The 18,465-nt window shown below is 66.2% G+C and carries 19 protein-coding genes; 6 read left to right on the top strand and 13 right to left on the bottom strand.

Features of this window, described 5'->3' with window-relative positions; translation table 11 throughout:
• Positions 1 to 5: 5 nt before the first annotated feature.
• The 12 genes from OCH7691_RS14125 to OCH7691_RS14175 all read right to left on the bottom strand — a co-directional run bounded on the left by OCH7691_RS14125 (position 6) and on the right by OCH7691_RS14175 (position 9,645).
• Positions 6 to 992: an ABC transporter substrate-binding protein gene (locus OCH7691_RS14125; RefSeq protein ID WP_085884176.1), complete on the bottom strand. Its 987-nt coding sequence runs from the start codon at positions 990 to 992 to the stop codon at positions 6 to 8.
• Positions 993 to 1,030: 38 nt separating this feature from the next.
• Entirely contained in the window at positions 1,031 to 1,819 is a 789-nt protein-coding gene (locus tag OCH7691_RS14130; RefSeq protein WP_085884177.1) for an ABC transporter ATP-binding protein, read from the bottom strand.
• Between the two features lie 47 nt (positions 1,820 to 1,866).
• Complete coding sequence (locus tag OCH7691_RS14135; protein WP_085884178.1) at positions 1,867 to 2,832, bottom strand: VOC family protein; 966 nt, start codon at positions 2,830 to 2,832, stop codon at positions 1,867 to 1,869.
• Between the two features lie 15 nt (positions 2,833 to 2,847).
• Positions 2,848 to 3,765 carry a PDR/VanB family oxidoreductase gene (locus tag OCH7691_RS14140; RefSeq protein WP_085884483.1) on the bottom strand — a complete coding sequence of 306 codons (918 nt, stop codon included), beginning with the start codon at positions 3,763 to 3,765 and terminating at the stop codon, positions 2,848 to 2,850.
• 53 nt (positions 3,766 to 3,818) lie between these two features.
• The gene (locus OCH7691_RS14145; RefSeq protein ID WP_085884179.1) at positions 3,819 to 4,241 is read right to left on the bottom strand and encodes a RidA family protein; all 423 of its coding nucleotides are present in this window, start codon (positions 4,239 to 4,241) and stop codon (positions 3,819 to 3,821) included.
• The gene (locus OCH7691_RS14150) at positions 4,241 to 5,314 is read right to left on the bottom strand and encodes a Rieske 2Fe-2S domain-containing protein (protein WP_085884180.1); all 1,074 of its coding nucleotides are present in this window, start codon (positions 5,312 to 5,314) and stop codon (positions 4,241 to 4,243) included. Before OCH7691_RS14150 ends, OCH7691_RS14145 begins: the two co-directional genes overlap by 1 nt.
• A gap of 40 nt (positions 5,315 to 5,354) precedes the next feature.
• Positions 5,355 to 5,576 carry a recombinase-like helix-turn-helix domain-containing protein gene (locus OCH7691_RS14155; RefSeq protein WP_085884484.1) on the bottom strand — a complete coding sequence of 74 codons (222 nt, stop codon included), beginning with the start codon at positions 5,574 to 5,576 and terminating at the stop codon, positions 5,355 to 5,357.
• A complete protein-coding gene (locus tag OCH7691_RS14160; protein ID WP_085884181.1) occupies positions 5,576 to 5,902 on the bottom strand; it encodes a hypothetical protein in 327 nt (108 codons plus the stop codon). The genes OCH7691_RS14155 and OCH7691_RS14160 overlap by 1 nt, the downstream gene beginning before the upstream one ends.
• A 298-nt stretch (positions 5,903 to 6,200) precedes the next feature.
• On the bottom strand, positions 6,201 to 6,413 hold the full coding sequence (locus OCH7691_RS22955) for a hypothetical protein (RefSeq protein ID WP_139839704.1): 213 nt from the start codon (positions 6,411 to 6,413) through the stop codon (positions 6,201 to 6,203).
• A 200-nt stretch (positions 6,414 to 6,613) separates the two neighbouring features.
• Positions 6,614 to 6,757: a hypothetical protein gene (locus tag OCH7691_RS23320; protein WP_176245059.1), complete on the bottom strand. Its 144-nt coding sequence runs from the start codon at positions 6,755 to 6,757 to the stop codon at positions 6,614 to 6,616.
• A 286-nt stretch (positions 6,758 to 7,043) separates the two neighbouring features.
• Positions 7,044 to 8,534, bottom strand: coding sequence for an aldehyde dehydrogenase family protein (locus tag OCH7691_RS14170; RefSeq protein ID WP_085884183.1), 1,491 nt, complete (start codon positions 8,532 to 8,534; stop codon positions 7,044 to 7,046).
• 4 nt (positions 8,535 to 8,538) lie between these two features.
• Positions 8,539 to 9,645, bottom strand: a complete 1,107-nt coding sequence (locus OCH7691_RS14175) for a mandelate racemase/muconate lactonizing enzyme family protein (RefSeq protein ID WP_085884184.1) — start codon at positions 9,643 to 9,645, stop codon at positions 8,539 to 8,541.
• A 117-nt stretch (positions 9,646 to 9,762) separates the two neighbouring features.
• Here OCH7691_RS14175 and pdxR point away from each other — a divergent pair, with 117 nt between their 5' ends.
• The 6 genes from pdxR (at position 9,763) to OCH7691_RS14205 (ending at position 17,033) form a co-directional block, all read left to right on the top strand.
• Positions 9,763 to 11,253, top strand: coding sequence for a MocR-like pyridoxine biosynthesis transcription factor PdxR (gene pdxR, locus OCH7691_RS14180; protein ID WP_085884185.1), 1,491 nt, complete (start codon positions 9,763 to 9,765; stop codon positions 11,251 to 11,253).
• Between the two features lie 112 nt (positions 11,254 to 11,365).
• Positions 11,366 to 12,442 carry an extracellular solute-binding protein gene (locus OCH7691_RS14185; RefSeq protein ID WP_085884186.1) on the top strand — a complete coding sequence of 359 codons (1,077 nt, stop codon included), beginning with the start codon at positions 11,366 to 11,368 and terminating at the stop codon, positions 12,440 to 12,442.
• Between the two features lie 96 nt (positions 12,443 to 12,538).
• On the top strand, positions 12,539 to 13,669 hold the full coding sequence (locus OCH7691_RS14190; RefSeq protein WP_085884187.1) for an ABC transporter ATP-binding protein: 1,131 nt from the start codon (positions 12,539 to 12,541) through the stop codon (positions 13,667 to 13,669).
• On the top strand, positions 13,666 to 14,535 hold the full coding sequence (locus tag OCH7691_RS14195; protein ID WP_085884188.1) for an ABC transporter permease: 870 nt from the start codon (positions 13,666 to 13,668) through the stop codon (positions 14,533 to 14,535). Before OCH7691_RS14190 ends, OCH7691_RS14195 begins: the two co-directional genes overlap by 4 nt.
• Before the next feature lie 13 nt (positions 14,536 to 14,548).
• A complete protein-coding gene (locus OCH7691_RS14200) occupies positions 14,549 to 15,409 on the top strand; it encodes an ABC transporter permease (RefSeq protein WP_085884189.1) in 861 nt (286 codons plus the stop codon).
• A 7-nt stretch (positions 15,410 to 15,416) separates the two neighbouring features.
• Entirely contained in the window at positions 15,417 to 17,033 is a 1,617-nt protein-coding gene (locus tag OCH7691_RS14205) for a GMC family oxidoreductase (RefSeq protein ID WP_085884190.1), read from the top strand.
• Here OCH7691_RS14205 and OCH7691_RS14210 read toward each other — a convergent pair.
• Positions 17,030 to 18,403 (bottom strand): acetyl-CoA carboxylase biotin carboxylase subunit, encoded by a 1,374-nt coding sequence (locus OCH7691_RS14210; RefSeq protein WP_085884191.1) that lies wholly within the window; start codon positions 18,401 to 18,403, stop codon positions 17,030 to 17,032. The two genes, OCH7691_RS14205 and OCH7691_RS14210, sit on opposite strands and share 4 nt — an antisense overlap.
• Positions 18,404 to 18,465 lie beyond the last annotated feature (62 nt).

Raw genomic sequence — 18,465 nt, forward strand, 5'->3', positions numbered from 1 at the left:
GCGGATCACTGGACGAACTGGTTGGTATAGAGCTCGTCGACCGGCGTGCGGGTGCGGACGATGCCCTGCTCCAGGTAGAATTCCTGGAGCGCGGTGAGGCGCTCCACGTCCATCAGGCCGAGCGTCTCCTGGCCGCTGTAGACATATTTCGTGAACATCCGGAAGATCTCCGCCATGTCCTTCTCCTTGCCCTTGTTCTGGGGCACGGCCTTGACATAGTCGACGGCGGCGCCGTCCGGATCGTCCATGATGTCCTTCATGCCCTTGAGCGTCGCGCGGACGAGCTTGCGGACGAGCTCGGGATTGTTCTCGATGGTCTCGTCGGCGACGATGATCGCCTGCGCCATGCTCTTGAAATACTCGTCGGACGGGATGACCTTGATCCCTTCCATGCCCGACTGCATCGCGTAATAGGTCCAGTCCGGAACCGAGGCCATCGCGTCGGACTCGCCGGCGACGAACAGCTTCCAGATATTGACCGGGCCGACCGCCTGGGCGTTCACGTCGTCCTTGCCGAGCCCCTGCGAGGCCAGCACGCCGAGCAGCGCGTAGAAGGTGGTGTCCTGATAGGCCATCGCGGTGATGGTCTTGCCCTTGAGATCGGCCGGGGTCTCGATGTCGCGCTTGGTGTTGACCACGAGCTGCATCAACGAGCGTCCGCCGAGCACCGCGACCGCCTTGACCGGCACGCCGTTGGCGCGGACGAGGATCGGCGTGTCGCCGATCGCGCCGCCGACGACCGCATTGCCGGCGCCGACCTGCTTGGCCACATCGACGCCGCCCTTGGCGACCTGGAAGGTGACGTTCAGGCCCTCGTCGTCATAGTAGCCGCGCTCCTTCGCCAGCATCCACGGCGAGAAGGCAGGCAGGAAGCCCGGCGCGGGCAGCAGATAGGTGATGTCTTCCGCCGCTTCCGCCTGCGGGGTCGCGAAGGCGCCGAGGGCCGCGGCGCCGACGAGGCCCGCGATCAGAAATTTGCGAATGTTTTTCATGACGTTTCCCTGTTGTCTCCCGTTTCCGTGCCTCGGCTTCATGCCTCGGCGGCCTCTCCGATATGCAGCAGGTCCATCAGCGCCGCGACGTAGCCGCCGACGCGTTCGTGTTGCCTGCGCTGCATGGGATTGTCGCGATCGGGGATCTCGACAACGATTTCCTCGATGATCGTGCCCGGCCGCTGGCTCATCACCAGCACGCGGTCGGAGAGCGCGATCGCCTCGACGAGGTCATGGGTGATGAACAGCGCCGTCTTGCCGGTCTCGGCGAGGGTTTTGCCGAGGTCCTGCTGCAGGACCATCTTGGTCTGCGCGTCGAGCGCCGAGAACGGCTCGTCCATCAGCAGCACCGACGGATCGACGGCGAGCGTGCGGGCGAGCGCGGCGCGCTGGCGCATGCCGCCCGACAACTCGTGCGGATAGCTGTTCACGAAGCCACCGAGGTGGCATTTCTCGAGCAGTTCGATCGCCCGCGCCTTGCTCTCGGCGGTCACCAGCTTCTGGATCTCGAGGCCGAGCTCGACATTCTCGCGGATCGTCCGCCAGGGCAGCAGCAGGTCCTTCTGCAACATGAAGGCGACATGCGAGATCGGCCGCGTCACCCGCTCGCCATCGACGTAGATCTCGCCCGTCGTCGCCGGATCGAGGCCGGAGCCGAGATTGAGGCAGGTGCTCTTGCCGCAGCCGGAGGGGCCGATGATCGAGACGACCTCGCCTTCGGCGACCTGGAAGCTGACGTCGGAGATCGCCGTCACTTCCGTGCTGCCGCGATGGCTGGCGCGGAAGATCTTGGTGACGTTCCTGAATTCGAGTGCCTGCCTGGTCATGACCCGCCCCTGTCCTGCCGAACTCCCGGTTTCCGCCGTCCTCGCCATCAGGATTGCTTCTCGGTGAGGAACTTGCCGCTTGCCGTCGCCGGCCCCCTGCTCTGGCGCCGGGTCTCGCCGTCGAGGCCGCCGTCGACGGCCCATTCCGCGAACACGGTCGGGCCGGGCTCGAAGTCGCGCGGCTGCCAGTTCCCGGTCAGGTAATCCTCGTCGGCGTAATATTCGATCAAACCGCCGGCCGGGTTCCGGAAGTACCAGAAATAGGCGGACGAGATCGGGTGCCGTCCCGGCCCGAGCTGGGTGTCCCAGCCCTTCCGCGACATCTGCAGGCCGCCACCGAAGACCTCGTGGATGTCGCGCACGGTGAAGGCGACATGGTTGAGGCCGCGATTGCCGGCCGGCGTCTGCAGGAGAAACAGGTCGTGATGGCCGCCTTCCGCCGCGCAGCGGAGAAAATGGCCGCGCCCGGGATAACGGTCGGAGAGCTGGAACCCGAGGGCGGCGTAGAAGGCGGTCGTTTCCTCGAGCGTGTTGGTGAAGAAGACGACATGGCCGACCTCGATCGGGCTGGCGCGGTCGTACACCGGGCCGGGCGTGTCGATACGGGCGTTGTGGCCCCAGACGTTCGAGGGCGAGCCCTTGACCTCGACATCGCGCTTCCGGCTGACCCGGAGCGCGACGCCGCAGCCGTTCGGGTCAATCGCGTGCAGCGTGCCGTCCGGATCCTCGCGGAAGCCCGGCCGCGCGGCCAGGGTCGGACGGTAGCGCTGCAGATCGGCCGTCCCGGACACGCCCCAGACCACCTCGCGGAGCGTCGGCCCTTCCTCGAAGGCCGGCGGCAACGCCGGGTCGTCCGGCAGCCTGACCTGGATCTCGCAGCCGTTCGCCGCCTCGAAATCGAGACCCGCCGCGTCCTCGGCCATCAGGGTCAGGCCCCAGTCGGCGAAGAAGGCGCGACAGGTCGCCAGATCGGCGGCGCCGTAGGTAATCCGGTCTATACCGAGAATGCTCATCGAACGGTCTCCGGGTCAGATATCGAGAACCAGGCCGGAACCCTTGCAGCGCGAGACGCAGACCATCATGGTCCGGTTCGACTGCTGCTCGGCCTTGGTGAGAACGGAATCCCGATGATCGGGAACACCGTCGAGGACACGGGTTTCGCAGGTTCCGCAGATCCCGTCCTCGCAGGAGGACGGTACGATCACGCCGGCATCGGCAAGCGCGCCGAGGATCGAACGCCCGGCCGGGACCTCGACGGTCAACCCCTTCCTGGCGAGCCGCACGGTGAAGGCGCTGTCCGCGCCCTCCGTCTCGATCGCCTTGGGCGTGAAATACTCGACATGGACGCGCTCGTCCGGAACCTCGGCGACCGCCGCCTCGAAGGCCGCCATCATCGGCCCCGGGCCGCAGCAGTAGAAATGCGTGCCCGCCGGATGGCCGGCGACCGCCGCGGCGATGTCGAACGGCCCGCCCGCCTCGGCGTCGACATGCAGGCGCAGGTCGGCCCCCATCGCCTCGAGCTGATCGAGGAAAGCGGCGCGCTCGCGGCTTCGCACGGCATAGTGGAAGGTAAGGGGACGGCCGCGTTCGGTCAGGCGGCGGGCCATGCAGAGCATCGGCGTGATGCCGATGCCGCCGGCCAGCAGCACCACCTTCTCGGCGTCCTCGACCAGCGGGAAATGGTTGAGCGGCGGCTCGACGTCGATGCGGTCGCCGACCCGGAGCTTGCCGTGCACGAAGCTGGAGCCGCCCCGGCTCGCCGCGTCGAGGCCGACGCCGACCACGTAGCGATCGCGGTTGGCCGGATCGCCGGCCAGCGAATAGCTTCGCACCAGGCCGTTCGGCAATCGCAGATCGACATGGGCGCCGGGTTCGTAGGATGGCAGTTCGTCACCGTCCGGCCGCCGCAGTTCGACGGAAAGGACGCCTTCCGCCTCCCACTGCATGCGCTGGATACGGAGGTTCAGGGGGCGGCGGTCGCCGCTGTCGGCGGCGGCGCTCACCGGTCCGCCCCTTCCGCCTGCAGGTCGACGTCCAGGTTGGCGAAGGCATCGACCTCGACGAGAAGATCCGGAAAGACGAAGCCTGAGACCTCGACCAGCGTCGAACAGGGATAGACATCGCGGAAGGCGGCCTTCCGGGCGGCGTTCACTTCGTCCTTGCGGGCGATGTCGGTGACATAGATGACCAGCCGGTAGATGTTGCCGTCACGGCCGCCGGCCGCGGCGAGCTGCGCCTTGATCTTGGCGAAGATCGCCGCCGTCTGCGCCGCCATGCTGTCACCGCCGGCCGCGTTGCCATCGGCAGTGCGCGCGGTCACGCCCGAGAACACGACCTCGCGGCCGATCAACAGGCAGTTCGACCAGGAGGCGCCGGGCGGTTCCGGGACCTCGGCCGCGACGATTTTCCGGAAAGCGGACATCAGGCCGCGCTCTGCCGGCCCATGCGGCGCGCCGCCTCGGCCTCGAGCTGCTCGGTCGCGAGATTACGCAGCCGACGGCGCAGCCGGACAAGCCCCATGTCGTGCTGATAGAGGAACTCGTTGGCGTTGGCGCCCTCGTCGAGGTCCTCCAGCAGGCCCCGGTCCTGCTCCAGCACGTGCCAGTGCCGCTCCTCGAGCCGGTTCTTGTACAGGAAGCGCCAGGTGTCGCGCTGCCAGCCCTGGACGTCGCGGACCCGCCAGTGGAAGATCGCCGCCTTGTTCGGGCCGATCGGCGTGTACATGCCGACGATGTGGAAATTGCCGCCCGGACCGCCGGTCTTCGGGTAGGGGATCTCCAGGCGCAGCCAGTGGATGCCGGTCTCGCCCCACTCGGTCCAGTCGAAATTGACGTTCCGCTGGCCTTCCTTCTCGAAGACGAAGCCATGATCGGTATCACGGATGCGGAACTTCGCCGTGGTGTCGCCGAAGGACATCGAATGCGACTGCTTGTGCAGGAAGGTGCCGTGCATCGGGTCCATGACATTGTCATAGACGAAGCGATAATCGCCGTTCCATTCCGCGTAGCAGAGGAAGGCGCTGTAGTTGTCGGATTCGAGCTGCTCCGGCATCGTGAAGGGTGCCGGATCGGTGTTCTGTTCCTGGTCGTCCGACACATAGGCGAAGATCGTGTCGTTGCGTTCGATCGCAGGGAACACGCGGACGCAGCGCGACCCTTCCAGCTTGCAGCCCGGGCTGCCGGGAACCGACACAGCAACGCCGTTCTCGTCGACCTGGACACCGTGATAGCCGCAGGCGATCCGGTCATCCATGACGATGCCGCGGGACAGCGGCGCGCCGCGATGCGGGCACAGATCCTCGAGGATCCGGACCGTGCCGTCACGACGCCGCCAGAGCACCATGCGATAACCGAGCCGGCGCAGCGAGATCGCCCGCTCGCCCACGAAGCTCGACGGGCAGATCGGCCACCAGAGATTGCGCAGGCCGACCGCCAGGCGCTGCTCGATCATCTCGTCGGTGGCGGCGTTGTCCAGATTGCCGTTGAAGTCCGTCATCTCGCTCTCCCCGCTTTCGTCAGCGTTCGCGTCGCGCCGGTCAGGCGCCGAGCCGCTTCATTTCCGCGACATAAAGGCCAGCCGTCCAGGCGGCCCCGCCCGGTGCCGGCACACATTGCTCGTTGAGGCTCCGCACGAGCCCGTCCAGGCCGTCGACCCCGGCCGCGAAGGCCCGCTCGATCGCGTCGCCGAGAATGTTCTCGTAATCGGTCGGCGCCCTGTCGCGGGTCTGATGCACTTCGAGATACTGCTGATTGGTCATCATTTTCCCCCGTTTCGCACCCGTTCCCGGATCATCTCGCGAACCGGAACGAAGTCGTATGTCGGAAAGATTTCGGTGCTGAAGACACCCCACGCGGACCGCTCAAGCTCGACGTTGACCACGTTCAGCCGGGACGGCGGCAGGCGGAGGGTCACGATCTGGCCGAAGCCCATGGCCACGGTCCAGGAGACGATCTCGACGCCCTCGGGCGGGAAACGCTCCCACCAATCGGCCTCTTTCAGCCGGGTCTGGATGGCGTCGAGATTGTTGGACTGATCATGGCGCAGGAACACCGTCAGCAACATCGTCTCTTCGGCATCGGGCATCGGATGGTCCCCCCTTCGGGTCGGGCTATCTCGACCAGTGAATATGTTTCATATATGAAACTCAATTTCACTATCGAAATAATATGACTCGGCGATGGCCCTGTAAAGCGAAAAATCGCCAGAGCGGAATCGGCAGCGCGGCGCCGAAGAACGGCACCGCGCGGATATCCGGGAAGTAAAGGATGGCTTCAGGGGGCTTCGGAACCCTCACGGACCGGAACCAAGAACCGCCCGACCGAACCGGTCATCACCGGATCGGTTCAGGCGGATGATCGGTGCGGGCGCCGGTCGGCGTCGTTCAGACCCGTCGGCCGGCCGAGGTGAAGCTGTAGGGCGTGCCATTGCGCCAGGCGGTCGAACCCTTGCAACGGCCGCAGATCCGCTCTCCCGACCAGCTGCTCAGGAATTCCGACTTGCAGCGGAGACAATGGCGCGTCTTGCTCTCGTCCGCGTGCGACGGCTCGAACGCTGTGGCGAGGTCCGGCGACTGCGCGATAGCTGATTTTGTCACGTTGGTAAACCTTTCGCTTCCGTCCCTTCATCGGGAAAGAGGAACAGGGGACCGACGACCCGGCATGCCGGTACGGGCGCGCAAAAGTCGACGGCAATTCGAGGCCGCGACCCCGAACCCGTCGCGGCGATGCCACGGGACCGGGATCGCAGGCCCGTCACTGGATCGCGACCCGTTCAAGCGGGCCGCAGTGCCGAGATTCAGCTCTTCGGTTTCGGCGCGGCCGTCTTGTCGACCGCTGCGGGAGCCTTTACCGCCGGCTTGTTGGCAGCTGCTGTAGCATCGGCGGCCGGCGCCGGTTTAGCGGCGCTGTCCTGGGTGACAGAGAATTTCTTGAAGGACATGGAATTGGACTTTCTAATTGCCAAGGCCAAATCGACCCTCAGTTTAATATGGGTAGAAACTCCGGAATTTCAAATACCCGCCACTCTTCTCCAATATTAACTTCTTGAACGTCTATTTTTAAATTCGAGAGCTTTTGAAGCGTTCGTTTTGTAAAATCTTTTTGGCAATAGACATCACTTTTCAGATTCAACTAGATAGAGATAGCATTTCATCGAATTCGACATCTACCGGGCGAAAAAAGGCCACGCCTCCGAAGGAGGCCTCGGGCCGCCTCTCCGGAACGCGTCAGATCCGCGCGGCGACACTCTTGGTGCGGCAATAGCTCAACAGGCCTTCGAGCCCCTTCTCGCGACCGAAGCCCGACTTCCGGTTGCCGCCGAAAGGCACCTCGATGCCCCCGGCGAAATACTCGTTGATGAAGACCTGTCCCGCGTCGACCCGATGGGCGAAACGATGCGCCCGGGAGAAGTCGCCGGTGTAGATGCCGGCGACCAGCGCGTACTGGCTGTCGTTGGCGAGCGCCAGGGCATGATCGGCATCCTCGGCGACCTGCACGGTCAGGACCGGGCCGAAGATCTCCTCGCGCACCAGTTCGTCATCGGGTTCGCGGTTGTCGACGATGGTCGGCCGGTAGAACCAGCCCTTGCCGGTTTCCGGATCGGTGGTTGTCGCGCCGCCCGTGACGATCTCGGCGCCCCGGTCCCGGGCCCGATCGATGAATCCGGAAATCCGGGCAAGCTGTTCGGCCGAGTTGACCGGTCCGAGCGCCGGGTTGCGCAGCCCGTGGCCGATACTGAGCGCTTCCGCGCGGCGACAAAGCGTCTCGACGAACGGCGCATGCAGCGAACGCTCGACGATCAGGCGCGAGCCGGCCGAGCAGATCTGCCCGGCATTCTCGAAGATCGCCCCCATGACCCCGTCGAGCGCCCGCTCGACATCGCAATCGCCGAGCACGACGACGGGCGACTTGCCGCCGAGCTCGAGCACCACCCGCGTCACGTGATCGGCGGCGGCCCGCATCACCTTCTGGCCGCTCGCGACCGAACCGGTGAAGGTGATGTGGTCGATGCCCGGATGGGCCGACAACGGCGCGCCGACCTCTATCCCGGTGCCGGTCACGACGTTGCAGACGCCGTCGGGCAGGCCCGCCTGTCTGAGGATATCGGCCAGCATGAGCGCGGTGAACGGGGTCTGCTCGGCCGGCTTGGCGACGACCGTGCAACCGGCCGCCAGAGCCGGGGCGATGCCCCGCGCCGCGGTCGAGATCGGATAGTTCCAGGGAATGATCTGCGCGGTGACGCCGACCGGCTCGTGCAGGCTGTAGCCGAGATACGTCGGGCCGATCGGGAAGCTGTCGCCCTGCAACTTGTCGCAGGCCCCGGCATAATATTCGAAGGCCCGCGCGGCGCCGCCGACATCGCCCTCGGCCTCGGCCAGCGGCTTGCCGCTGTCGAGGCATTCGGCGACCGCGAGCCGGGCGGCATTCTGACGGATCAGGCCGGCGGCGCGCATCAGGATCCGCCCGCGCTCGGCCGCCGCCATGTCGCGCCAGGCCGTCTCGAAGGCCCGACGGGCCGACTGCACTGCGGCATCGACGTCGTCGGCGTCGCCCCGGGCGAAGTCGGCAAAGGGCTCTGCCCGTCCCGGATCCAGGCTCGCCATCGACCGGCCCGCGGCGCCGGCACGGAACGCCCCGTCGATGAAATGCCCGTTCGGCAGGCCGGGAAGTGTTCCACCGGACAAGGCGCGCGCGGCAAGCTCACGGCTGCTGTTCATCGGTTCAATGTCCCTGTTCGCTGATGCGGTAGGCGGATCGGGCGAGCCATTCTGGATCGACGTCGACGCCCCAGCCAGGGCGCGCGGTGACCGTGGCGCGGCCATTCTCGATCGCGTAGGGCGATTCCACGAAAAGCCCCTCCTGCCACGGGTAGTAATCTTCCCGCTCGATCGAGAATTCGAGATATTTCCCGGCATTCGGGATCGCGCGCAGCAAGTGCATGGTGAACAGCGTCACCATCGAGAGATTGGCGCTGTGCGGCGTGCAGGGCAGCCCGGCCTCGGCCGCCATCTTCGCGACGCGAAGCGTGCGCGTCAGGCCGCCGAGGTAGCAGACATCCGGCTGCACGATGTCGACCACCCGGCCGGCGATCATCCGCCGCCAGTCGACCAGCGAGCAATCCTGCTCGCCGCCGGCGACGTCGATGTCGAGGGTCTCGGTGACCTGCCGGGTCTGCTCGTATTCCCAGTAGGGGCACGGCTCCTCGAAATGCGAGATACCGTTGTCCTGCAGGATGCCGCCGACCTCGATCGCGCGCCCGGGCGAGAAGCCGGAATTGGCGTCGACCAGCAGCGCCACCGCGTCGCCCAGTTCGCGTCGCATGGTCGGCACGATCTCTTCCGTGCGGCCCGGCCATTCGTCGACATCATGGCCGCATTCCGCGCCGACCCGGAACTTGAAGGCGTCGAAACCGCAACGGTCGCGCAGGTCCTTCAGCCGCGCCGCCTCGTCCGCCGGGGTGATGTCGCGCTTCATCGACGAGGCATAGGCGCGAAGCGTGCCCGGCGTACCGCCGATCAGCGCACAGACCGGCTTGCCCTCCAGCTTGCCGCGCAGATCCCAGAGTGCGGTATCGAGCCCGCCGATCGCCCGGCGCAGGTAGGCACCGGGGAACTTGTGCTCGCGCTCAGGGATGAGGTCGACCAGGGCGTCGATATCGAGCGCGTCCCGGCCGAGCGCATACGGCGCGACCTGGCGGTGCACGACCTGCGCTGTGATGTCTGCGAAATAGGGCGCGACTTGACCCCAACCCTCGGCACCGTCATCCGTTCTGACGCGGACGAAGCAGACGAACTCGTTCGTGAAGGTCTCGATACTGGCGATGATCATGGCGGTTCCGCGATATTCCCTAAAGGGCTGGCCCGATCCTCACGATAGACCGAATTGGTCTTGATTTAAGGTCCATTATCGTTCGTCCTATGGTCCAATCCATATCGGGACCAGGCCATGAAGACGAACGCAGGGGCGTTGCTGTCCTCGATCAGGATCGACCGGGCGGCCGACCGGAAGATCAGCGTCCAGCTTTACTTGCGGCTCAAGGACATCCTGCTGTCGGGCGGGGTCAATCCGGGCGAGCGGCTGCCGGCGACCCGGACCCTGGCCAAGGAAATCGGCGTCTCGCGGACAACCGTTATCGACGCGATCGACCGGCTGACCGCGGAAGGGCTGCTCGACGCCCGGGTCGGGGCCGGCACCTTCGTCAGCCAGGCCCTGGCCGGTCGCCCGGCAAGCCCGGCCGCGCCGCGCCCGGCCGCCGGCGAAAGCCATGCCCCGTCGCTCTCGCAGGCGGCGGCCGACGCTCGCGAACGCTTCGCCCCCCGCGCCTGGCTGCCGCACAAGTCGCAGGCCTTCATCACCGCGCTGCCGGCGCTCGACCTCTTCCCGATGGCGCACTGGGCGCGGCTTTCGGCACGACACTGGCGGGCGGGTCGCGACGATGTCATGGGCTACGGCCATCCGTCCGGCCACCAGGGCCTCAGGGAAGCCATCGCCACCCATCTCAATGCGGCGCGCGGCATTAGGTGCGATCCGGACCAGCTTTTCGTCGTCGCCGGCGCGCAGCAGGCCTTCTTCCTGATCAGCACGCTGCTGCTCAATCCCGGCGAGCGCGTCTGGTTCGAGAATCCCGGTGCCATCGGCGCGCGCAACGCCTTCGTCGCCGGCGGCGCCGAGATCGTGCCGGTCGACATCGACGCGGAAGGCCTGAGCGTCGTCGACGGGCTGCGCAAGGCACCCGCCTTCCGCCTCGCCTTCGTCACCCCGTCGCACCAGCAGCCGCTCGGCCAGGTGATGAGCCTGCGCCGCCGGCTGGCCCTGCTGCAGGCCGCAGACGAGGCCGACGCGCTCATCGTCGAGGACGACTACGACGGCGAGTTCTACTATGGCAACCAGCCGCAGCCGTCGCTGAAGAGCATCGATACCCGGGACCGGGTGATCTATGTCGGGACCTTCTCGAAATCGCTGTTTCCCTCGCTCCGGCTCGGCTTCATCCTGGTCCCGAGGAACCTGGTGGGCGCGCTCGCCGAGGTCAGCGCCTACTGGCTGAGCGGCGTGCCGACGGCAACGCAGGCGATCGTCGCCGATTTCATGAACGAGGGCCTGTTCGCGACCCATATCCGGCTGATGCGGCGGGCCTACAAGGCCCGGCACGACGCCCTGCTCGAGGCCGCGGCGTCGCTGCGCCCGCATATCGACATCCGACCCACCTCGAGTGGCTTTCACACGGTCGGATTCCTGCCCGCGGCGGCCGACGAGGACCGCATCGTCGCAGGGGCGCGGGAAAAAGGCATTATCGTCGCCCCGCTGTCACGCTATTCTGCGACAGCTAGCGGCCGGAAGGGACTGGTCCTCGGCTTTGGCGGCGTGACCCCGGACGATATCCGGCGCGGCGTCAGGAAGCTCGCGGACCTGCCAGAACTGGCCCGGCCATTGGTCTGACTGAAATGTCGTTAATGGATATATTTCACAGTCCAATAAGACCGTAGGCTTCTTTCATTCAAAGAATGCCGGCCTGTCCGTCCGGACGACCGGTCAGAAGCGGGAGGTAACAATGAGAATAGGGACACTGGCCGGGGCACTCCTGGCTGCAACCATGCTTACCGCGGCAACCGCGGCGCAGGCGGAAACGCTGCGGTTGCTGACCTGGGGTTCCTACGCCCCAGAGGAAGTGATCAAAATGTTCGAGGAGAAGTATCCCGACATCGACGTCGAGGTGACCTTCTCCAACAACGAGGAAATGATCGCCAAGCTGCGCGCGACCGGCGGCGCCGGCTTCGACCTCGCCCAGCCGAGCCACGACCGGGTCTATGCCGCCCAGCTCGAGTACGACATCTACAAGCCGCTCGACCTGTCGAAGATCGATACCTCGGTCATGCAGGAGAAGCTGCTGGACGGCGTCAAGGCCAACACGACCATCGACGGCAAGGTCTATTCCGTACCGCACCAGTGGGGCACGTCCGGCCTGATGGCGGACAAGTCGAAGGCGCCGGATGTCAGCGGCTGGGGCGATCTCTGCGATCCGGCCTACAAGGGCAAGACCTCGATGCGCCTGAAGCGCACGATCCTGCTCGGCACCGCCTTCTCGATGGGCGAGAACCCGTTCGAGGCCTATTCCGACCTCGACCGCTACCAGAAGATCCTCGACAAGGTGGTCGACAAGCTGATCACCTGCAAGGACAACATCAAGGCCTACTGGAAGGGCGGCGACGACCTGTCCGCGCTGATGCTGTCTGGTGAAGTGGTCGCGTCCGAGACCTGGGACTCGACCGCCTACAAGCTCTACGGCGAGAACCCGAACATCGTGTTCGTGCCGCCCAAGACTGGCGCGCTCGCGTGGATCGACACCTTCACCCTGCCGCGCAAGGGCAAGGCCGACGACGCCGCCTACAAGTGGATCAACTTCGTCCTGCAGCCGGAAATCGTGAAGCTGATGTCCGCCAGCACAGGCGCCATTGCCGCGATCAAGGGCGGCAAGGACCTGATGCCGGAGGAAAAGAAGGCGGCTATCAATGCCGCGTTCACCGACGCCGACATCGCGAACCTGCAGTTCTTCGCTAACATTCCTCCGGGTGTTGAGGACATGGAAGGCAAGGCGCTAGAGAAGATCAAGGCCGCGACCGGCGGTTGATCTTCCGGCATCGAGAACGCGGAATGCCGCCCCGGCCCCGGTCGGGGCGGCATTCTCGCCGTTTCGGGGATCCCTGCCCTATCGACGGACCAGCCCATGACCTCCAAGCCTGACTTCGATCTCGAATGCAGCAATGTATCGAAGACCTTCGGCCCGGTGCGCGCGGTCGATGACGTCTCGTTCGAAATCCCGAGCGGCTCCTTCTTCTCGATCCTCGGCCCTTCGGGCTGCGGGAAGACGACGCTGATGCGGATGATCGCCGGATTCGAGAACCCGACCGCCGGCGACATCCGGATCAAGGGCATGTCCGTGCTCGGCACGCCGCCCAACCGGCGGAACGTGAAGATGGTGTTCCAGCACCTCGCGCTGTTCCCGATGATGAACGTCTACGAGAATATCGCCTACGGCCTGCGCTGCGCCGGCGCCGGAAAGGCCGAGATCGCGACCAAGGTGAAGGACGTGCTGGAACGGATCGCCCTTCCCGACGTCGGCGAACGCGAGATCCACCAGCTTTCCGGCGGCCAGAAGCAGCGCATCGCGATTGCCCGCTGCATGGTACTCGATCCCGATGTGCTGCTGCTCGACGAACCGCTCGGCGCGCTCGACCTGAAGCTGCGCGAGGCCATGAAGATCGAGCTGAAACTGCTGCAGCACCAGTTCAACACGACCTTCGTCTACATCACCCATGACCAGTCCGAAGCGCTCGTCATGTCCGACCATGTCGCGGTGATGAACTCGGGCCGCTTCGAACAGATCGGCACGCCCCAACAGCTCTATCACAAGCCGGCAAGCGCCTTCGTGGCCGGGTTCGTCGGCGATGCCAACCGCTGGAACGGCCGGGTCGCCGAGGCCCGCGACGGCCGCGCCCGGGTCGAGACGAGCGCCGGCCTGACCCTCACCTGCACGCCCGGGTCCGGCCAGACCTTTCGTCCCGGCGATGCGGTCGAGATCTTCGTCCGCCCGGAATTCATCCGCACCAGCGCCCGCAACGGGCAGGACGCGGCGAACGACGGGGCGGGTGACGACGGTCTCGAGGGGATCGTCGACAGCCTGCTGTTCAACGGCGCCAACAGCCGCGCCCTCGTCCGGCCACCGCAGGGAGAACCGATCGAGGCCGACATCACGCTGACCGGCGGACCGGAGGACATCCGTCCCGGCGAGACGGTCCGCCTGTCTTGGTCGCCCGACCAGGCACTCTGCTTCGCGGTCGGCACGGCCCCGCGATGAACCAGGCGGATTTCAAGCGGCTCTCGCTGATCCTGCTGTTCATGCCGTTCGCGCTCTGGATCCTGCTGCTCATCATCCTGCCCCATATCGGCATGGGCGTCCTGGCGCTGCGCGAGAAGGTCGGGCCGCGGGTCTATGAATTCGGCTTCGGCAACTTCATCGACTTCGCCATGGAGCCGATCTACTGGAACATCCTGTTCCGCACCGGCTCGATGTCGCTGCTGGTCACCGCGCTGGCGCTGATCGCCGGCTTCCCGATCGCCTATTACATCGCCAAGATCGCCGGCCGCCGCTCGCGCGGGGCGCTGTTCCTGGTTTGCCTGATCCCGCTCTGGGTCAGCGACTTGATCCGCGCCTTTGGCTGGATCCTGCTGCTCCGCGAGACCGGGGTGGTGTCGAGCACGCTGCTGTGGCTGGGCCTCGTCGATGCCCCGGTCGAGATGCTCTACAACGACATCACGGTGGTGATCGGCCTGGTCTACACGGTGATCCTGTTCATGATCGTGCCGTTGGTCTCGACGCTGGACGGCATGGACAACGCGATGATCGAGGCGGGCTACAACCTCGGCGGCAATGGCTGGACGGTGCTCCGGCGGATCATCGTTCCCTATGCCATGCCGGGCATCATTTCCGGCTGCATCATCGTCTTCATGCTGACCGCCGGCAGCTACCTGACGCCGATCCTGCTCGGCGGCAAGAATTCGAGCTGGTTCACCGAGACGATCTACGAGCAGTTCATCACCCGCTACAACTGGGAATCCGGAGCCGCGTTCGGCTTCCTGCTGCTCGCTTTCACCTCGTTCGTCGTCTGGCTCGGCCTGAAGCTCTCAGGCCAGACGCTGGCCGGCACGGTCGCGCGGAACTGAGGGGGGCGGCCGGATGCTCGATCAGGAAAAGAACTGGGGGATGCTGCTCGGCTACCGCCTTTACGTGCTCGCCTTCTTCATCTTCCTCGCGGCGCCGCTGGTCGCGGCCGGCACCTTCGCGTTCAACGACTCGCTGTTCCCGGCCCTCCCCTGGCAAGGCTTCACCTTCGACTGGTTCTTCAACGACACCGAACCGAAGCTCGGCATGTTCCACGACCGCCGCCTGCTGCGCGGCCTCTATTATTCCTTCATCATCGCGACCGCGGTGTCCGGGCTGTCGGTCTTCGTCGGCACCTGCAACGCCTTCCTGTTCACGCGGCGCGAGTTCCCGGCGAAGAATTTCTTCTACATCATGATGATCGTCCCGCTCGTTATTCCGGGCGTCATTCTCGGCATCTCGATCCTGGTCTTCGTCAGCTCGATCGCCAACGGGATCGAGGAAAGCTACGGGATCGAGCTGGAATTCATGCGGCCGGGCATCCTGCTCGTCGTGCTCGGCCAGTTCTCCTTCATCACCACCATCACGACGCTGGTGATCATCGCCCGGCTGAAGAAGTTCGACGGGGCGATGGAAGAGGCCGCGCTCAACCTCGGGGCGAGCCGGGCGCGCGTGCTGATGACGATCACCCTGCCCTTCCTGCGCCCGGCGATGATCGCGGCCGGGATCGTGGCCTTCCTGGTCTCGTTCGAGAACTTCAATACGACGCTGTTCCTGGTCGGATCGGAATCGCCGCTCACCATCACGATGTTCGACCGCATGGCCAAGGTCGGCTCGACACCGGTGCTGAACGCGGTCTCCTTCTTCCTGATCGTCGGCTCCGGCCTGCTCGCACTCATATCCATCCTGATCCAGCGGGACCGGTCGAGCGAATAGGCCGCAGATGGCACGATACGACTACATCATCGTCGGCGCCGGCTCGGCGGGATCGGTACTGGCCGCCCGGCTGACCGAGAGCGGCCGCAACAAGGTGCTGCTGCTGGAGGCCGGTCCCGACGATCGTCGCTTCTGGATCCAGGTCCCGGTCGGCTACGGCAAGTCGTTCTACGACCCCCGCGTCAACTGGATGTACATGACAGAGCCGGTGCCGGAACTCGCCGGCCGGGCGAGCTACTGGCCACGCGGCAAGGTGCTCGGCGGGTCCAGCTCGATCAATGCCATGGTCTATATCCGCGGCCAGGCCGAGGATTTCGAGGACTGGAAGGCGGCCGGGAACCGGGGCTGGGGATGGGACGACGTGCTGCCGCTCTACAAGCGCATGGAAAGCCACGCCTGGGGCGAGAGCGACTATCACGGCGGCGCCGGCCCGCTCCACATCAAGGCGCCGACGACCGAACTGCACCCGATCTGCGAGCACTTCCTCGCCGCCTGCGAGGAAGCCGGCCTCAGCCGCAATCCGGACTTCAACGGCGCCAGCCAGGAAGGCGTCGGCACCTTTCACATCACCGTCAAGGACGGCATGCGGATGTCGGCCTCGCGCGCCTATCTCTGGCCGGCGCGGCGTCGGGCGAACCTGCATATCGTGACCGGGGCCGAGGCGACGCGGATCCTGTTCGACGGACGCCGGGCAAGCGGCATCGAATATGTCCGGCGGGGGCGGACCGAGCACGCCCGGGCAGGCGCCGAGATCATTCTCGCCGCCGGTGCGGTGAACACGCCGAAGCTGCTGCTGCTGTCCGGCGTCGGCCCGGCGGACGAACTGCGTTCGCTCGGGATCGAACCGCTGCTCGACAGCCCGGCGGTCGGCCGCCATCTGCAGGACCATTTCGACGTCGGCCTGATCTACCGTTCGACCGTGCCGACGCTCAACAACCAGCTCCATCCCTGGTGGGGCAAATACTGGGCCGGATCGCGCTACCTGCTGACCCGGGGCGGCCCGCTGGCGCTCAGCCTGAACCAGGCGGGCGGCTTCATCCGCAGCCGGCCCGGTCTGGCCCGGCCCAACGTCCAGGTCTATTTCTCGCCGCTCAGCTATCTCAAGGCGCCGCCGGGGACGCGGCCGCTGATGAACCCGGATCCCTACCCGGCCTTCAATATCAGCGTCTCGGCCTGCCGGCCGACGAGCCGGGGGCTGCTTCGGCTCCGCTCGGCCGACCCCGCAGAGAGCCCGGAGATCCGCCCGGGCTACCTGGCCACCGAGCATGACCGGCAGGAGGTTCTGGAGGGCCTCCGATTCCTGCGCCGGCTGGCGGCGACACCGACGATGCAACGGCTGATAGCGGAGGAGATCGAACCCCGCCCGCACGGCGACGACGACGAGGCCCTGCTCGCCCATGCGCGCGCCCACGGCGTCACCGTGTTTCACCCGGCGGGCAGTTGCCGGATGGGCCCCGACCCGGCGGATTCGGTGGTCGATCCGACGTTGCGGGTGCATGGACTGGACGGCATCCGCGTCGCCGATGCCTCTATCTTCCCGACCCTGCCGTCCGGCAACACCAACGCGCCGGCGATCATGACCGGCGAGAAGGCCAGCCAGCTCATCCTCGGGAACGCCGCCTAGGCGTCCACGCGCGCCCGGACGAGTTCGCCCAAGTTGGTCTCCACGAAATTCGTGCAGACCGCGCCGGCCCGATAGTCCGCGTGGCCGAGGATATTCAGGAGAAAGCCGAGGTTGCTCGACAGCCCCTCGATCCGCGTCGCCCGCAAGGCGGCCTCGAGTTTCGCGATCGCGGCCGCACGGTCGGCGCCGTAGGCGATCACCTTGGCGATCATCGGATCGTAATAGGGGCTGACCGCGTCGCCCTGGCGGACGCCGCTGTCGACCCGCACGCCGGCCATCTCCGTCGGCAGGACCAGCGTCTCAAGCGTCCCCGGCTGGGGCAGGAAGCCCTTCTCCGGCCGCTCGGCGTAGAGCCGCGCCTCGATGGCGACGCCGTTCGGCGCCTGCGACTCCAGCAGCGCGTCGGAGGTCTCACCGAATGCCAGGGCGAGCTGGCGGGCGACCAGATCGATACCGAGGATCATCTCGGTCACGCCATGTTCGACCTGGATCCGGGTATTCATCTCCAGGAAATAGAAATCGCCGCTGTCATCGTCGACGATGAACTCGACCGTGCCGGCGCCACGATAGTTCTCCGCCCGGGCCAATGCCGCCGCGGCCTCGCACATGGCCACGCGCCGCGCCTCGGACAAGCCGGCGGCGGGCGCCTCCTCGATCACCTTCTGGAAACGCCGCTGCACCGAGCAGTCCCGTTCCCAGAAAGCCTGCGCCCGGCCGTCGCCGGTGCCGAAGACCTGGACCTCGACATGCCGGGCCCGGCGAATGAACCGTTCGAGATAGACCTTGCCGTCGCCGAACAGCCGCTCCGCCTGCCCGTGCGTGGCGTTCACGGCGGCCGCGAGCTTGGCGGGATCGTCGACCCGCCGCATGCCGATGCCGCCGCCGCCATTCGCCGCCTTCACGAGAAGCGGAAAGCCGATCCCGGCCGCGGCGCCGAGCAGCGCGTCCATGTCGCCGCCGTCGAACGGCTCGCTGGCCGGCAGCACGGCAACGCCGGCCGCATGCGCGATCCAGCGCGCCCGTTCCTTGTCGCCCATCTTGCGGATGGTCTCCGGCGCCGGGCCGATCCAGACCAGGCCGGCCGCCTCGACCGCTTCGGCGAAGGCCGCGTTCTCCGACAGGAATCCATAGCCCGGATGGATCGCGCTGGCCCCTGTCCGCGCCGCTGCGTTCAGGATCGCATCGACATCGAGATAGCTTTTCGCCGCCGGCGCCTCGCCAACCAGGACGGCCTCGTCCGCCGACGCGACATGCAGGGCCGAGGCGTCGGCTTCGGAATAGACCGCCACCGTCGCGATGCCCGCCTCCCGGCAGCTTCGCATGATGCGGCAGGCGATCTCGCCACGATTGGCGACCAGGACTTTCTTCATGACGAATCTCCGTTCAGGCCGGCAAAACATTGATCTTGCGGCCGTTCGTGAGGTCAGATGAC

The organism is Oceanibacterium hippocampi (assembly GCF_900172325.1).
Taxonomy (GTDB): domain Bacteria; phylum Pseudomonadota; class Alphaproteobacteria; order Sneathiellales; family Sneathiellaceae; genus Oceanibacterium; species Oceanibacterium hippocampi.

Bases quoted from the DNA above. Each gene is read 5' to 3' on its own strand.
- OCH7691_RS14125 (WP_085884176.1), bottom strand. From the start codon at position 992: ATGAAAAACATTCGCAAATTTCTGATCGCGGGCCTCGTCGGCGCCGCG.
- OCH7691_RS14130 (WP_085884177.1), bottom strand. From the start codon at position 1,819: ATGACCAGGCAGGCACTCGAATTCAGGAACGTCACCAAGATCTTCCGC.
- OCH7691_RS14135 (WP_085884178.1), bottom strand. From the start codon at position 2,832: ATGAGCATTCTCGGTATAGACCGGATTACCTACGGCGCCGCCGATCTG.
- OCH7691_RS14140 (WP_085884483.1), bottom strand. From the start codon at position 3,765: ATGCAGTGGGAGGCGGAAGGCGTCCTTTCCGTCGAACTGCGGCGGCCG.
- OCH7691_RS14145 (WP_085884179.1), bottom strand. From the start codon at position 4,241: ATGTCCGCTTTCCGGAAAATCGTCGCGGCCGAGGTCCCGGAACCGCCC.
- OCH7691_RS14150 (WP_085884180.1), bottom strand. From the start codon at position 5,314: ATGACGGACTTCAACGGCAATCTGGACAACGCCGCCACCGACGAGATG.
- OCH7691_RS14155 (WP_085884484.1), bottom strand. From the start codon at position 5,576: ATGACCAATCAGCAGTATCTCGAAGTGCATCAGACCCGCGACAGGGCG.
- OCH7691_RS14160 (WP_085884181.1), bottom strand. From the start codon at position 5,902: ATGCCCGATGCCGAAGAGACGATGTTGCTGACGGTGTTCCTGCGCCAT.
- OCH7691_RS23320 (WP_176245059.1), bottom strand. From the start codon at position 6,757: ATGTCCTTCAAGAAATTCTCTGTCACCCAGGACAGCGCCGCTAAACCG.
- OCH7691_RS14170 (WP_085884183.1), bottom strand. From the start codon at position 8,534: ATGAACAGCAGCCGTGAGCTTGCCGCGCGCGCCTTGTCCGGTGGAACA.
- OCH7691_RS14175 (WP_085884184.1), bottom strand. From the start codon at position 9,645: ATGATCATCGCCAGTATCGAGACCTTCACGAACGAGTTCGTCTGCTTC.
- pdxR (WP_085884185.1), top strand. From the start codon at position 9,763: ATGAAGACGAACGCAGGGGCGTTGCTGTCCTCGATCAGGATCGACCGG.
- OCH7691_RS14185 (WP_085884186.1), top strand. From the start codon at position 11,366: ATGAGAATAGGGACACTGGCCGGGGCACTCCTGGCTGCAACCATGCTT.
- OCH7691_RS14190 (WP_085884187.1), top strand. From the start codon at position 12,539: ATGACCTCCAAGCCTGACTTCGATCTCGAATGCAGCAATGTATCGAAG.
- OCH7691_RS14195 (WP_085884188.1), top strand. From the start codon at position 13,666: ATGAACCAGGCGGATTTCAAGCGGCTCTCGCTGATCCTGCTGTTCATG.
- OCH7691_RS14200 (WP_085884189.1), top strand. From the start codon at position 14,549: ATGCTCGATCAGGAAAAGAACTGGGGGATGCTGCTCGGCTACCGCCTT.
- OCH7691_RS14205 (WP_085884190.1), top strand. From the start codon at position 15,417: ATGGCACGATACGACTACATCATCGTCGGCGCCGGCTCGGCGGGATCG.
- OCH7691_RS14210 (WP_085884191.1), bottom strand. From the start codon at position 18,403: ATGAAGAAAGTCCTGGTCGCCAATCGTGGCGAGATCGCCTGCCGCATC.